At 73.2% G+C, this 15226-nt stretch carries 10 protein-coding genes; 7 read left to right on the top strand and 3 right to left on the bottom strand.

Features of this window, described 5'->3' with window-relative positions; all coding sequences use genetic code 11:
• The first annotated feature begins 6 nt into the window (after nt 1-6).
• Genes ACWDBB_RS25560 through ACWDBB_RS25545 form a run of 4 tightly spaced genes read left to right on the top strand, consistent with a single transcriptional unit; the run spans nt 7 to nt 3927 of the window.
• Nucleotides 7-969, top strand: coding sequence for an ABC transporter permease (locus ACWDBB_RS25560; protein ID WP_449791820.1), 963 nt, complete (start codon nt 7-9; stop codon nt 967-969).
• Nucleotides 966-1952 (top strand): ABC transporter permease, encoded by a 987-nt coding sequence (locus tag ACWDBB_RS25555; protein WP_449791819.1) that lies wholly within the window; start codon nt 966-968, stop codon nt 1950-1952. Before ACWDBB_RS25560 ends, ACWDBB_RS25555 begins: the two co-directional genes overlap by 4 nt.
• A complete protein-coding gene (locus tag ACWDBB_RS25550; RefSeq protein WP_449791818.1) occupies nt 1952-2953 on the top strand; it encodes an ABC transporter ATP-binding protein in 1002 nt (333 codons plus the stop codon). The genes ACWDBB_RS25555 and ACWDBB_RS25550 overlap by 1 nt, the downstream gene beginning before the upstream one ends.
• Complete coding sequence (locus ACWDBB_RS25545; protein WP_449791817.1) at nt 2950-3927, top strand: ABC transporter ATP-binding protein; 978 nt, start codon at nt 2950-2952, stop codon at nt 3925-3927. The genes ACWDBB_RS25550 and ACWDBB_RS25545 overlap by 4 nt, the downstream gene beginning before the upstream one ends.
• A gap of 149 nt (nt 3928-4076) precedes the next feature.
• On the opposite strand, the gene soxR is transcribed toward ACWDBB_RS25545, so the two are convergent.
• A complete protein-coding gene (gene soxR / locus ACWDBB_RS25540) occupies nt 4077-4550 on the bottom strand; it encodes a redox-sensitive transcriptional activator SoxR (RefSeq protein WP_449791816.1) in 474 nt (157 codons plus the stop codon).
• Between the two features lie 60 nt (nt 4551-4610).
• Between soxR and ACWDBB_RS25535 the strand changes: the two genes are divergently transcribed.
• Nucleotides 4611-6068, top strand: a complete 1458-nt coding sequence (locus ACWDBB_RS25535; RefSeq protein ID WP_449791815.1) for an MFS transporter — start codon at nt 4611-4613, stop codon at nt 6066-6068.
• Nucleotides 6069-6136: 68 nt separating this feature from the next.
• On the opposite strand, the gene ACWDBB_RS25530 is transcribed toward ACWDBB_RS25535, so the two are convergent.
• Both ACWDBB_RS25530 and ACWDBB_RS25525 read right to left on the bottom strand, forming a co-directional pair.
• Nucleotides 6137-8509, bottom strand: coding sequence for an immune inhibitor A domain-containing protein (locus ACWDBB_RS25530; RefSeq protein WP_449791814.1), 2373 nt, complete (start codon nt 8507-8509; stop codon nt 6137-6139).
• A 167-nt stretch (nt 8510-8676) separates the two neighbouring features.
• Nucleotides 8677-10743, bottom strand: coding sequence for a prolyl oligopeptidase family serine peptidase (locus ACWDBB_RS25525; protein ID WP_449791813.1), 2067 nt, complete (start codon nt 10741-10743; stop codon nt 8677-8679).
• A gap of 104 nt (nt 10744-10847) precedes the next feature.
• Between ACWDBB_RS25525 and ACWDBB_RS25520 the strand changes: the two genes are divergently transcribed.
• Both ACWDBB_RS25520 and ACWDBB_RS25515 read left to right on the top strand, forming a co-directional pair.
• Nucleotides 10848-12020 carry an aminotransferase class V-fold PLP-dependent enzyme gene (locus ACWDBB_RS25520; RefSeq protein WP_449791812.1) on the top strand — a complete coding sequence of 391 codons (1173 nt, stop codon included), beginning with the start codon at nt 10848-10850 and terminating at the stop codon, nt 12018-12020.
• 162 nt (nt 12021-12182) lie between these two features.
• Nucleotides 12183-15038, top strand: coding sequence for a DEAD/DEAH box helicase (locus ACWDBB_RS25515; RefSeq protein WP_449791862.1), 2856 nt, complete (start codon nt 12183-12185; stop codon nt 15036-15038).
• Nucleotides 15039-15226 lie beyond the last annotated feature (188 nt).

Raw genomic sequence — 15226 nt, 5'->3', positions numbered from 1 at the left:
GCAGCGATGAGTACCACCACTGAGTCTCCCGCCGTGGCCGACGCCACGGCGGGGGACGCCAAGAAGAGTGCCGGGCGCGGGCCCTGGCGGCTGGTCTGGGACCAGCTGTGGGCCAAGGGCTCGGCCCGGTTCGGATTGGTCACCGTCGGCGTGCTGCTGCTGGCCGCCGCGCTGGCCGGCCCGCTCAGCTCGCTCGGCGGCTGGACCCCCGAGGAGTTCGACAAGCGCGCCATCGACCCGTACCTGGGCGGCGTGCCCCGGGGCGACTTCGGCGGCATCAGCGCCCGGCACTGGCTCGGCGTCGAGCCGGGCACCGGTCGCGACCTGTTCGCCCGGGTGCTGCACGGCGGGCAGGTCTCCCTGCTGATCGCGTTCACCGCGACGGCCGTCGTCGTGCTCGTCGGCACCCTGGCCGGCATCGCGGCGGGCTACTTCGGCGGGCGGGTCGACACCCTGCTGTCCCGGCTGATGGACCTCACGATGTCCTTCCCCTCGCTGATCTTCATGATCGCGATGATGTCGGTGGCCAAGGACGTCAACCGGATCCTGCTGATCACCCTGGTGATCGGGCTGTTCACCTGGCCCGGCATCGCCCGGGTGGTGCGCGGGCAGACCCTCTCGCTCAAGCACCGCGAGTACGTCGAGGCCGCCAAGGTCGGCGGGGCGCGCTCCTGGCGCATCCTCACCCGGGAGATCCTGCCGAACGTCTCGGGCCCGATCATCGCCTACACCACCCTGCTGGTCCCCGGCATGATCGCCACCGAGGCCGCGCTCAGCTACCTCGGCGTCGGCGTCCGCCCGCCGACCGCGTCCTGGGGCCAGATGATCGCCGAGAGCATCGTGCACTACGAGACCGACCCGACCTACTTCCTGATCCCGACCGCCTTCCTGTTCGTCGCCGTGCTCGCGTTCACCCTGCTCGGGGACGCGCTGCGCGACATCCTCGACCCCCGGGGAGGCCGGTCGTGATCCTCTACCTCGGCCGCCGGCTGCTCGGCGTGGTGGGCATCCTGCTCGCCATCTGCGCCATCACCTTCACCATCTTCTACCTGCTGCCCAACGACCCGGCCGCGGCCGCCTGCGGCAAGACCTGCAGCCCCGAGCGGCTCGCCGACGTCAAGGCGGCGATGGGCCTGGACAAACCGGTCTGGGAGCAGTTCCTCGCCTACCTCGGCGGCATCTTCGCCGGCCGCGACTACGGCTCCGGCCCCAGCGCCGTGCACTGCGGCTTCCCCTGCCTCGGCTACTCCTACGAGTACGGGCTGCCGGTGTGGGACCTGCTCACCGACCGCCTGCCGGTCTCCGTCTCGCTGGCGCTCGGCGCGGCCGTGCTCTGGCTGGTCCTCGGCCTCGGCGCGGGCGTCACCTCGGCGCTGCGCAAGGGCAGGCCGGTCGACAAGGCGCTGATGGTGCTGTCCGTCGGCACCGCCTCGCTGCCGGTCTACTTCACCTCGATCATGCTGATCTGGGGCGTCGTCAGGACGGCCGGCCTGCTGCCCTACCCGGCGTACCACAAGTTCACCGAGAACCCCTTCGAGTGGGCCTCCAACCTGCTGCTGCCGTGGATCGCGCTGGCCCTGCTGTACGCGGCGATGTACGCCCGGCAGAGCCGCAACTCGATGATCGAGGCGATGGCCGAGCCGTACATTCGCACCGCCCGGGCCAAGGGCCTGCCGTCGCGGACGGTCACCGTCAAGCACGGGCTGCGCTCCGGGATGACGCCGATCCTGACCATCTTCGGGATGGACCTCGGCGGGCTGCTGGCCGGTGCCGTCATCACCGAGTCGATCTTCGGCCTGCCCGGCGTCGGCCGGCTGTTCTACGACGGCCTGGCCCGTTCCGACCAGCCCGTCATCCTCGGCGTCACCCTGCTCGCGGCCTTCTTCATCGTCGCGGCGAACCTGCTGGTCGACCTGCTCTACGCGTTCGTCGACCCGAGAGTGAGGTACTGATGGCCGAGCTGTTGGAGGTCGAGGACCTCAAGGTCTCCTTCGACACCCCGCGCGGCACCGTCCGGGCGGTGGACGGGATCTCCTTCACCGTCGAGGCCGGACGGACCCTGGGGCTGGTCGGCGAGTCGGGCAGCGGGAAGTCCGTCACCTCGCTCGCCGTCATGGGCCTGCACCGCGGCGCCACCGTCACCGGCTCGATCCGGCTGAACGGCCAGGAGCTGGGCGGCCTGGGGGAGCGGGAGCTGGGCGTCGTCCGGGGCCGCCGGATCGCGATGATCTTCCAGGACCCGCTGTCCAGCCTGCACCCCTTCTACACCGTCGGGGAACAGATCGCCGAGCACTACCGGGTGCACTTCAAGGCCAACCGCAAGGCCGGGCGGGCCCGGGCGGTGGAGATGCTGGCCGAGGTCGGCATCCCCGAGCCGGCCCGCCGGGTCGACGAGTACCCGCACCAGTTCTCCGGCGGCATGCGCCAGCGCGTCATGATCGCCATGGCGCTCGCCTGCGAGCCCGAACTGCTGATCGCCGACGAGCCCACCACGGCGCTCGACGTCACCGTCCAGGCGCAGATCCTCGACCTGATCGCCCGGATCCAGCAGGCGCGCGGCCTCGGCGTCGTGATGATCACCCACGACCTCGGCGTGGTCGCCCGGGTCGCCCACGAGGTCCTGGTCATGTACGGCGGCCGGGCCGCCGAACAGGCCCCGGTGGACCGGCTGTTCGCACGGCCCGCGCACCCGTACACGCGCGGCCTGCTGGACTCGCTGCCGCGCCTGGACGACACCGACGACGCCCCGCTGCGGGCCATCCCCGGCAGCCCGCCGTCGCTGATCGCCCCCGCCCCCGGTTGCTCCTTCGCCCCGCGCTGCGCCCGCACCACCGCCGCGTCCGCCGAGGAGCACGCCCGCTGCCTGGCCGAGCGCCCCCTGCTCGGCCCGCTCGCCCCCGGCCACCAGGCCGCCTGCCACCTGCCGCTGGTGCCGGAAGGGGTGTCGCGATGACTCAGCCGTTGCTCTCGGTACGGGACCTGGTGAAGACCTTCCCCGGCCGGCGCGGGCGCACCGGGCGGCCCGGTGCGCCGATCCGGGCGGTGGACGGGGTGAGCTTCGACGTCGGCGCGGGCGAGACGCTCGGGCTGGTCGGCGAGTCCGGCTGCGGCAAGTCCACCACCGGGCGGATGATCGTCCGGTTGCTCGACCCGACCTCGGGCAGCGTCACCTTCGACGGCACCGAGATCGGCGGGCTCTCCCAGGCGCAGCTGCGCCCTCATCGGCGCGATCTCCAGATGGTCTTCCAGGACCCGTACTCCTCGCTCAACCCCCGGCAGACGGTGGCCCGGATCATCTCCGAGCCGCTGCTGGTCCAGGGGGAGAGCGCGACGGCCGCGCGCGAGCGGGCCGCCGAGCTGATGGACCTGGTCGGGCTGATCCCCGAGCACCTGGACCGCTACCCGCACGAGTTCTCCGGTGGCCAGGCCCAGCGCATCGGCATCGCCCGCTCGCTGGCCACCTCGCCGCGGCTGGTGATCGCCGACGAGCCGGTCTCCGCGCTGGACGTCTCCATCCAGGCCCAGGTGGTCAACCTGATGGAGCGGCTCCAGCGGGAGCTGGGGCTGGCGTACGTGTTCATCGCCCACGACCTCTCGGTGGTCAAGCGGGTCTGCGACCGGGTCGCGGTGATGTACCTGGGCCGGATCGTGGAGATCGGCGACAAGGCCGAGGTGTACGGCAACCCCGCGCACCCGTACACCAGGGCGCTGCTGTCCGCCGTCCCGCTGCCCGACCCGGAGGCGGAGCGGACCAGGGAGCGGATCGTGCTGCTCGGCGACCCGCCGAGCCCGGCCGACCCGCCGCCCGGCTGCACCTTCCACCCGCGCTGCCCGAAGGCCCAGGACGTGTGCCGGACCGAGCGGCCGCTGCTGAGGATCGCCGGGCCCGGCGAGCGGCAGGCGGCCTGCCACTTCCCGGAGGCCTGAGGCGTGTCCCGCGGATTCCGTCGGCCCCGGCCCGGATCCGCGGGACCCGGACCGGGGCACCCATGACCCCCGGTCGGACGCGGCGGGGAACCCTGCGAGGGCCGCGTCCGACCGGGTTCCACCCTTCTTGCCCCGGTCCCTCTCCCGTCTCAGTCCTCGACGGGCAGCAGGCCGTCCCCCGGCAGCAGCCGGCGCGGGCCCGGCCCCTCGGCGGCCAGCTCGTCCCCCGGGTTGAGCACCCGGCAGCGGCGCAGCGACACGCAGCCGCAGCCGATGCAGCCGGTCAGCTCCTCCTCCAGCCGTTCCAGCTCGGCCCGGCGGGCGCGCAGCTGCTCGGCCCAGCGCCGGGAGATCCGCTCCCAGTCGTGCTTGCCGGGCATCCGGTCCTCGGGCAGTCCGGTGAACACCTCGGCGACCTCGGAGAGCGGGATGCCGAGCCGTTTGGCGACCAGGATGAGCGAGATCCGGCGCAGCACGTGCCGCCGGTAGCGGCGCTGGTTGCCCGCCGTGCGCTCGGAGGAGATCAGCCCCTGGTCCTCGTAGAAGCGCACCGCCGAGGTGGCGATCCCGGCCCGCCGGGCCACCTCGCCGACGCTCAGCAGATCGACCGGTGCGGTGGTCATGGCGGCTCCTCGACGGTCGGTCTTGACTTCAAGTTTTGTTGAAGTCCTAGCGTACCGGACGTGACCGAATCAGTTGCCGCCAAGAACGACACGACCCAGCCCGAGCTGGGAAGTTACCCCAAGGAGTCGCCATCCGAGGGAGCCGCCGGAGGGTGGCGCGAACTCTTCTCCCGTCGCTACGCCGCCCCCGCCTCGATCCTGGCCGGCGGCGTCGCGCTGTACGCGATGAACCTCTACTTCACCGCCGCCCTGATGCCCTCGATCGTGGCCGACATCGGCGGCGAGCGGTACTACGCCTGGGTGGCCACCGGCTTCCTGACGGCCGCCGTCATCGCCTCGATGCTGGTCAGCCGGCTGCTGGACCGGCTCGGTGCCGCCCGGGCCTACGTGCTGGGCTTCCTGGTCTTCGGCGCCGGCGCGGTGGTCAACGCGCTCAGCCCGTCGATGGCGGTGCTGATCACCGGCCGGGTGGTGCAGGGCCTCGGCGGCGGCCTGGTCGCCGGGCTCGGCTACGCCGTGATCCGCAGCGCCCTGCCGGAGCGGCTGTGGACCCGTGCGGCCGGGCTGGTCTCGGCGATGTGGGGTGTCGGCACCCTGGTCGGCCCGTCGCTGGGCGGGCTCTTCGCCCAGCTCGGCGTCTGGCGCGGGGCGTACGTCCTGCTGCTGGCCGCCGCGCTGGTGCTGGCGGCGCTGGCCCGCCGGGTGCTGCCCGGGCGCTCCGGCGCGGGGCACGGCGGCGGCCCGGTGCCGCTGCCCTCGCTGCTGCTGCTCACCCTGGCGGCGGCAGCCTTCAGCGTCAGCTCGACCGTGCCGGGCGGCTGGCCGACGGCGCTCTGCCTGCTCGCCGGGCTGGCGCTGCTGGCCGGCTTCGTCTCGGTCGAGCGGCGCGCGGCGGCGACGGTGCTGCCGCAGCAGACCTACCGCGCCGGCAACCCGCTGAAGTGGCTCTACCTGACCGTCGCGGTGCTCTGCGCGGGCGTGGTGACGGAGAACTTCATCCCGCTGTTCGGCCAGGAGCTGGGCGGGCTCTCCCCGCTGGTGGCCGGGTTCCTCGGCGCCACGACCTCGGCCGGCTGGACCACCGCCCAGCTGTTCAGCGTCGGCATCGAGTCGGCCCGCGGCCGGGCCCTGGCGATCCGCACCGCGCCGCTGGTGCTGGTCGCCGGCCTGCTGGTCTACGGGCTGTCGCAGACCGGGCACGCCTCCGGGCTCCGGGTCCTGCTGTGGGCGGTGGCGCTGTTCGGTGCCGGCACCGGGATCGGGCTGGCCTTCCCGCACCTGAGCGTGGCCGCGATGCGCAGCAGCGGCGACCCGGCCGAGGGCGGCAAGGCGGCCGCGGCGATCAACACCACCCAGCTGATCGCCTTCTCGGTGACCTCGGCACTGGCCGGCACGCTGGTCAACCTGGGCGGCGACACCCCGGTCGACTCGGCCCGGTACATGACCTTCGGGACAGCCGCGATCACCGTCCTCGGGGTGGCGACCGCGGCCCGCACCGCCCGCAGCCTGGGGAGGTGAGGACGCGGACCGGCCCCGGATCCCTTTCGTCGGGGGGATCCGGGGCCGCCGTCACACGGCTGCGCGGGTCAGGAGGCCGGGCCGACCCGGACGGTGGTGATCTTCCCGCCCTGGGACTCCCGGACGACCTCGATCTTCGTGTTGGTGTCCGGCACCTTCACCGTCAGCTGCGGCGTCGCCGGGTCGCCGTACACCCCGGTGTGGTCGTTGAACACCGGCACGGCCGGCTTCGCCGGGACGCGCACTGCGACGCCGCCCTTGTGCAGGGTGAACGGCGTGGTCGGCTTGAGCGAGAAGGGCGCGTCGTACGTCTGCGCCCGCCCGTTGACCAGGGTGCCGTCGGCGAAGCGGACCGGCGCCGGGTGGGCGTCGACCGGCAGGATCAGCCCGCCGCCGGGGTGGTCCTTGGTGTTGTTGTCACCGTACGAGGTGTCCCACAGCCAGACCAGGACGCCCTCCTGGTACGGGTAGTTGTCCACCACGTTGGCCTTGCCCGCGACGCCGCCGTAGCCGAAGTTGTACGGGCCGGTCTTCAGGAACGCCCCGTAGCCGGTGTAGCGGCGGTTCTCGGCGAGGTACGCGCGAGGGTGCTGCTTGACGGCGGTGCGGCCGGTGATGACCGTGAAGCCGCCGGCCGTCCAGCCGCCCGTGCCGTTCTCGGCGCCGTCGGTGAACAGCACGGTGGCGCCGGCGGTGGCCTTCACGGCGTCCACCAGCACGCCCCGGCCGTGGGTGTTGCTGTCCGAGGTGACGTGGAAGCGCAGCCGCACCTGCTGCCCGAGGTAGCCGTCCAGCGGGATGTGCAGCTGCTTGTAGCCGCCGGAACTGCCGCTCAGGCCCGGGGTGTTGGCGTTGGTGTTGCCGATCGGGGCGCCGTCCACGGTGCCGCCGAGGGCGGTCCAGTGCTTGCCCTGGTCGGTGGAGGCCTCGACGGTCAGGAAGTCGTAGTCCTGCTCGGTGTCGTACCAGACCGCCGCGTCCAGGGCGGCCGGGCCGGCGGCGGTGCGCAGGTCGACGTCCCGGGCGAGGGAGTTGTCGAGGTTGTCGCCGGTGTCGCTCCACCACTGCCGGCCGCCCTCGTACGGGTCGGCGAGGTCGGTGCTGGTGGTGCCGTCCGGCAGGTGGACCAGGACCGCCTGGGCCTGGTCGGTGTTGTAGCTGCTCACCCCGAGGGCGTGGGTGGAGCGGGTGGCGGCCTGCGCCTCGTCGTAGTCGAGCCAGCCGAACTGCAGCTTGCTCCAGGCGTCGAGGTCGCCGGGGTAGCCGCCGGTGGTGTTCGGGCCCTTGCCCAGGTAGGAGCCGGAGGACATCAGCGACCAGAAGTTGACGCTGTTGTCGCCGCCGCTGGTGGGGTACAGATCGGGCAGGCCGAGGTTGTGGCCGTACTCGTGGGCGAACAGGCCGACGCCGCTGTTCTCGCCCGCCTGGACGTAGTCGTAGACGTACAGGCCGGTGTCGCCGACGGGGGCGCCGCCGATCCTGTTGCCCTCCGGGCCGGTCTGCCCGGTCGCGTCCGGGAAGGTCCAGCTGCGGTGCGCCCACAGCGCGTCGGCGCCCTGGGCGCCGCCGCCCCAGGTCTCGTCCACGCCCGCGTGCACCACGACGACGTTGTCCAGGTAGCCGTCCGGCTGGGCGAACTCGCCGTCCTTGTCGTGGTCGTAGCGGTCGTAGACGTCGTACTGGGCGAGCTGCGCCTTGATGTCGGCGGCGGAGCGGCCCTTGGCGATCTCGCCGTCGTACCAGGCCTTGACGGCGTCCCGGATGAATTCCTGGCCCTGGGTCCAGGCGCCGGAGCCCTGCGGGCCCTTGTTGCTGCCGTAGCGGGCCTCGTTGTACGGGACGGTGACCCAGTCGCTGACGGTGCCCTCGACGTCGTACCGGCCGGAGGACTGGGTGCGGTAGTAGTTGCGCATCGACACCGCGCCGGGCGTGTCGTCGAAGAACATCTTCTGGTAGTACGCGCGGTCGAAGTCCGCCGACCACAGGGTGTGGTTGTCGTCCTGGCCCGGCTTGGGGATCTGGTTGTGGCGCGGGCCGGGGGTGCCGCCGTAGCGCGCCTGGCCGTTCCACTGGGTGGTGTCGTCCACCTGGTCGCCGAACTGGGCGAGGATCACGAAGACCTTGTCCGTGCGCTGGTGGGCGAGTTGGACGTAGTCGTCGCCGATCTTCACCTTCGCCGGGGCCCGCTTGCCGGCGCTCTTGGCGACGGTGCCCTTGTTGAGCTGTTCCAGGGCCTTGCCGCGCAGCGCCTGGCGCTCGCGTTCCTGCGGGACCAGCGGTGCGGGCGGGGCCTCGGCGCCCTGCCCCGCGTCGGCGGGGGCGGCGAGGGCGGCGAGGGCGGCGGGGGGCGGGGGTGCGGCCTGGGCGGGGGTGCCCAGCAGGGTGGCCGCTATCGCGCCGGTGGTGAGCGCGGCGGCGAGGGCGGCGGACAGTCTGCGCAACTGACCGTTCCTTTCCGGGGGATGGGGGGCTTCGGGTCATCAGTCGGTGAAGCGCAGGTAATATTTCACATGTGACCGGTCACGTGGAAGAGTCCGGGCAAGCCGAAGGGGCGCCGCAGCCGGCGGTGCGACGCCCCTCGGCCCTCCGCCCAGGGTGGAGCGACGGGTCACTCCAAAGAGGCCCGCAGGAAGGCGAGTTCGGCCTGGGCCAGCTGCTCCAGCAGCCCGCCCGGGGTCATGTGGGTGGCGCCGGGCAGCGGCAGCACGCTGTGCGGGCGGCCGGCCCTGGTGAGCGCCTGGGAGAGCAGCAGGGTGTGCGAGGGGTGGACGTTGTCGTCCGCCAGCCCGTGGATCAGCAGCAGCGGCCTGGCCAGGCCGGGCGCGTCGGTGAGCAGGCAGTCGTCGGCGTAGCCCTCGGGGTTCTCCTGCGGCAGGTCCAGGTAGCGCTCGGTGTACGCGGTGTCGTAGAGCCGGAAGTCGGTGGGCGGGGCGCCCGCGCAGGCGGCGTGGAAGACGTCCGGGCGGCGCAGCACGGCGAGCGCCGCGAGGTAGCCGCCGTACGACCAGCCGCGCACGCCGACCCGGCCGAGGTCGAGGTCCGGGTGCTCCTCGGCGAGCGCGTGCAGGGCGTCGACCTGGTCGTCCAGCGTCACCCGGGAGAAGCGGCGGAAGATGGTCCGGCTGAACTCGGGGGAGACGAACGGGGTGCCGCCGTTGTCGACGGTGACCACCGCGAAGCCCTGGTCGGCCCACCACTGCTTGAGCTGCCAGCGGCGCGGCTCGTTGGCCACCGCCTGGTAGCCGGGCCCGCCGTAGACGTCCAGCAGGACGGGCAGCCGCCGGCCGGGGACGTGGCCGCGCGGGTACACCACGGCGGCGGGCAGGGCGCGTTCGGTGACCCGGGAGCGCTGCGGCTCCACCCGGTGGGGCAGTGGAGCACTGAGATCGGTGAGCGGCAGCTCGCGGCCGTCGAGGATGACGACGCGCCGGACGCCGCCGGCGTCGGCCGAGGTGAGCAGCAGGGTGTCGGCGGCGGCGAGGGCGGTGTGGGTGCCGGGGCCGGAGGTGAGCGGCTCGGGGGCGCCGCCGTCCGGGTCGATCAGGTGGACGTACTGGTCGAAGGGGTCGCCCTCGCCGGTCTCGCAGAGCAGCCGGCCGCGCAGCCGGCCGACGACCCGGCGGATCTGCAGGCCGGCGGTGTCCAGCGGCTTGCCGTCCAGCGCGAGGCCGCGGGCCTGCGGGGTGTCGTGGACGGTGAGCAGTCGGCCGTCGGCCAGCCGGGCGGGGGTTCCGGGCAGGTCGTCCACCCAGAACTCGTCGGTGGTGCGGGAGAGTTCGTCGGTCCTGCCGGTCTGCGGGTCGGCGCTCAGCAGTAGCACGTTCTGCTGCAGGCGGTCGGCGACGGTGAGCAGCACCTCCCCGTCGGAGGCCCAGGAGGCGGCGCAGACGTACGGGAACTCCTCGGCGTCCCAGTGCAGTCGGACCCGGGTGCCGTCGAGGCCGAGCACCCAGAGCTGGACGTCCGCGTTGGGGCCGCCGGCCTGCGGGTAGGCGAAGTCCTCGGGCGCCTCGCCGGGGTTCGCCGGGTCGGCGAAGTACCGCCGGGGGACGGCGGATTCGTCGACCCGGGCGGCCAGCAGCGCGCGGCCGTCCGGGCGCCACCAGTGGCCCCGGTGACGGCCGAGCTCCTCGGCGGCGGCGAACTCGGCGACGCCCCAGCGGGCGCCGTCGGCGGGGGAGAGCGGTTCGAGGGCGGGGGTGACGAACAGGGCGTCCCCGGCGACGTAGGCGACGCGCTGGCCGGTGGCGTCCGGCCGGGGGTCGAACGCGGGCCCGGCGACCGGGAGTTCGTCGCTGGTGCCGGCGGCGGTGTCGGTGCGGAACAGCCGGCCGTCCAGGGTGAAGACGGCGGTGGAGAGGTCGGCGGTGGCGGCGTACGTGCCGATCCCGGCGGCGACCAGCCGGGTGCGCTCGCGCAGCCGGCGCTCGACGGCGGGCAGGTCGTCGCGCCGGCCGGTGCGGCCGGGCAGCAGCGCGGCCGGGTCGGCGACCAGCCGCTCCTCGCCCGTGGTGGCGTCGAGCAGGTGGAGGCGGTCGACCGGGTCCTCCGGACCGGTGGAGCGGAGCAGCAGCAGCCGGGTACCGTCCTCGGCGAAGGTGTACGCACGCGGCGCGCCGAAGGTGAACCGGCCGGTACGGGCGCTGAGGGCAAGGAAGGCGTCGGTGATGGTCACGGCCCGATGGTGGTCGCGAGGTGCGCGCCCCGACCAGTAGTCTGTCATGTGAAATGTCACACATCAGTATGTGTGTCAGTCAGTGTCAGCCAGCGGAGGAAACCGTGACCGAGGACCTGCGGACCGCCGAACCCCCGGCCCCGTTGCCCGCCGCCGACGGGCTGTTCAGCGTGTCGCCGGGGGCGGCGCACCTGAACCACGGCTCGTTCGGGGCCGTGCCCGTCCCGGTGCAGCGGGCGCAGGAGCGCCTGCGCGTCGAGCACGAACAGGACCCGGACGGCTTCTTCGCCGACCTCCCGGCCCGGATCGCCGCGGCGAGGACCCTGCTCGCCGCCGAACTGGCCACCGACCCGGACCGGCTCGCGCTGGTCTCCAACGTCACCGAGGCGGTCGCGATCGCCCTCGACAGCATCCCCTTCGCGCCCGGCGACCGGATCCTGGTCACCGACCACGGCTACGGCGCGGTGACGCGGGCCGCCGCCCGCAAGGCCGCCGAGACGGGCGCCGAGATCGTGGTCGCCCCCGTCCCCCTGGAAGCCCCCGACGAGCAGGCCGTCCGGGAGGCCGTGCTCGCCGCCGTGGACGACCGCACCACCGTCGCGGTCCTCGACCAGCTCACCTCGCCCACCGCCCGCCTGGTGGCCGGCCCGGCGCTGCTCGCCGACCTGCGCGCCCGCGGCGTCACCACCGTGGTGGACGGCGCCCACGCACCCGGCATGCTGCCCGCCCCGATCGACCCGAACGCCGACTTCTGGTTCGGCAACCTGCACAAGTGGGCCTTCGCCCCGCGCGCCACCGGGGTGCTCGCCGTCCGCCCCGAGTGGACCGCCCGGATCCGCCCGCTGGCGCTGTCCTGGGAGCACGACAAGGGCTTCCCCGGCAACGTCGAGTGGCGCGGCACCTGCGACTACACCCCCTGGCTGGCCTCCCCGGCCGGCTTCGAGCTGCTGCGCGGACTCGGCCACGCGGCGGTGGCCGCCCACAACGCCGCCCTCGCCGGGTACGGCCGCCGGGTGCTGGCCGAGCGGGCCGGCCTGGCCCCGCTGCCCGCGACGCCCGGGGTGTGGATGAGCACCGTCCGGCTGCCCGCCGGGTACGGCGAGACCGAGCCGCAGGTGAAGGCGCTGATGGCCGAGGTGTGGCACCGGCTCGGTGCCCGGATCGCCGTCCGCCCCTGGGAGGGCGGCGGGGTGCTGCGGGTCAGCGCGCAGCTCTACAACCGCCCGCAGGAGTACGAGCGGCTGGCGGACGGGCTGGTGGAGCTGCTGAAGGGCTAGCCGCTTCGAACCCGGCACCGTCCCGATCACCCGGAGACATTTGCGAGCATGGAACCGGGGAGGAGTGATCCCGTCGCACGGAAAATCGGTGCCATCGATGTCAGTCCTCCCGGGTAACCTCTCGCTGAGATGCGAGATCACACCAACCACCCCCGGACGGCGATGAACACCCCCGATCCAGAGCCCCAGGGCGACCAGGAGCTCAGCCCCGCCGAGGCGTACGCGGCCAGCCGTCGCCGGGCCCAGGAGCAGGCCACCGCCCTGTACGGCTTCCAGCAGCTGTACGACTTCCCGCTGGACGACTTCCAGCTGGAGGCCTGCCAGACGCTGGAGGCCGGATCCGGCGTCCTGGTCGCCGCCCCCACCGGCTCCGGGAAGACCATCGTCGGCGAGTTCGCCGTGCACCTGGCCCTGGCCTCGGGCCGCAAGTGCTTCTACACCACGCCGATCAAGGCGCTCTCCAACCAGAAGTACGGGGACTTGGTCAAGCGCTACGGCGCCGCCAAGGTCGGCCTGCTCACCGGCGACAACTCCGTCAACGGCGACGCACCCGTGGTGGTCATGACCACCGAGGTGCTGCGCAACATGCTCTACGCGGGCTCCAGCACCCTCGACGGCCTCGGCTACGTCGTGATGGACGAGGTGCACTACCTCGCCGACCGCTTCCGCGGCGCCGTCTGGGAAGAGGTCATCATCCACCTCCCCGAGTCGGTCACCCTCGTCTCGCTCTCCGCGACCGTCTCCAACGCCGAGGAGTTCGGCGACTGGCTGGACACCGTGCGCGGCGGCACCAAGGTGATCGTCTCCGAGACCCGCCCCGTGCCGCTGTGGCAGCACGTGATGGCCGGCAACCGGATGTACGACCTGTTCGCCGACCCCGACCGGGACGGCCGCCCCAAGAACAACCTGAAGAACCCCGGCAAGGCCGTCAACCCCGAGCTGGTCCGGCTCGCCCGCTCCGAGCTCGACCGCAACCCGCGCGACCGCTTCGGCCGCGGCCGGGGCCGCTCGATGCCCAACGGCCGTCCCGGCCGGGTCTGGACGCCGGGCCGGGTGGACGTCATCGACCGGCTCGACGCCGAGGGCCTGCTGCCCGCGATCACCTTCATCTTCAGCCGGGCCGGCTGCGAGGCCGCCGTCCAGCAGTGCCTCAGCTCCGGGCTGCGGCTCAACAAGGACTCCGAGCGCGCCCAGGTCCGGGCCGTCGTCGAGGAGCGCTGCGCCGACATCCCCGACGAGGACCTGCACGTCCTCGGCTACTTCGAGTGGCTGGACGGGCTGGAGCGCGGCATCGCCGCCCACCACGCCGGGATGCTGCCGCGGTTCAAGGAGGTCGTCGAGGAGCTCTTCGTGAAGGGCCTGGTCAAGGCCGTCTTCGCGACCGAGACCCTCGCGCTCGGCATCAACATGCCCGCCCGCTCGGTGGTCATGGAGAAGCTGGTCAAGTGGAACGGCGAGACCCACGCCGACATCACCCCCGGCGAGTACACCCAGCTCACCGGCCGGGCCGGGCGGCGCGGCATCGACATCGAGGGCCACGCCGTGGTCCTCTGGCAGCGCGGCCTCGACCCGGAGGCGCTGGCCGGCCTGGCCGGCACCCGCACCTACCCGCTGAAGTCCTCGTTCCGGCCCTCGTACAACATGGCCGTCAACCTGGTCTCCCAGTTCGGACGGCACCGCTCGCGCGAGCTGCTGGAGACGTCCTTCGCCCAGTTCCAGGCGGACCGCTCGGTGGTCGGCATCGCCCGCCAGGTGCAGCGCAACGAGGAAGGGCTGGAGGGCTACCGCGAGTCGATGACCTGCCACCTCGGCGACTTCGACGAGTACATGGAGCTGCGCCGCCGGCTCAAGGACCGCGAGAACGAGCTGGCCCGCGAGGGCACCAGCCAGCGCCGCGCGGCCGCCGTCGAGTCCATCGAGCAGCTGAAGCCCGGCGACGTCATCCACGTGCCCACCGGCAAGTTCGCCGGCCTCGCCCTGGTCCTCGACCCGGGCCTGCCGCCGGTCAACCGCTCCGGCCGGGGCGGCCCGCGCCACCCCGACTTCCAGGACGGCCCGCGCCCGGTGGTGCTCACCGCCGAGCGGCAGGTCAAGCGGCTCGCCATGATCGACTTCCCGCACCCGGTCGCCGCGATCGAACGGCTGCGCATCCCCAAGTCCTTCAACCCGCGCAGCCCGCAGTCCCGGCGCGACCTCGCCTCGGCACTGCGCACCAAGGCCGGACACCTGGAGCCCGAGCGCTTCCGGCGCGGCCGCGCGGCCGCCGCCGACGACCCGGAGATCACCCGGCTGCGCACCGAACTGCGCCAGCACCCCTGCCACGGCTGCTCCGACCGCGAGGACCACGCCCGCTGGGCCGAGCGCTACCACCGACTGCACCGCGACACCGAACTGCTGGAACGCCGGATGCGCTCGCGCACCCACACCATCGCCCGCACCTTCGACCGGGTCTGCGCGCTGCTCACCGACCTCGGCTACCTCAGCGGGGACACCGTCACCGACGACGGCAAGCGGCTCGGCCGGCTCTACGGCGAACTCGACCTGCTCGCCTCCGAGTGCATCCGCGAGGGCGTCTGGAGCGGCCTGGCCGCCGCCGAACTCGCCGCCTGCGCCTCGGCGCTGGTGTACGAGGCCCGCCAGTCCGACGACGCCGGCGCCCCCCGGGTGCCGGAGGGCGCGGCCAAGGAGGCGCTCGGCAAGATGGTCCGGATCTGGGGCCACCTGGACGCCCTGGAGGAGCAGCACCGGATCAACACCGCCGAGGGCGTCGGCCAGCGCGAGCCCGACCTGGGCTTCGCCTGGGTCGCCTACCGCTGGGCGCTCGGCCACAACCTCGACCAGGTCCTGCGCGACGCCGACATGCCGGCCGGCGACTTCGTCCGCTGGACCAAGCAGCTGATCGACGTCCTCGGCCAGATCCAGGACGCCGCCGGCGAGGACGCCGAACTCCGCAGGACCGCCCGCAAGGCCGTCGACGGCCTCCGCCGCGGCATCATCGCCTACTCCTCGGTGGGCTGAGCCACCCCCCACCCCCCACCCCCCACCCCGGTGCGGCTTCGGCTTCGCCTCGCCGCTGGAGCTTCCACGCCGTTGCGCAGGAAGTCGGCCCAGCGACTCTGCTGGCGAAGTCGCTCGGGGTGGGTGTGGGACAGTGAGTGCCGACAAGGTGCCTGTCTGTAGGGGTGGTTGTGCTTCGTCCTGGTGGG

This window comes from Kitasatospora sp. NPDC001095, assembly GCF_053598615.1.
This window is presented reverse-complemented; position numbering and strand designations above follow the sequence as displayed.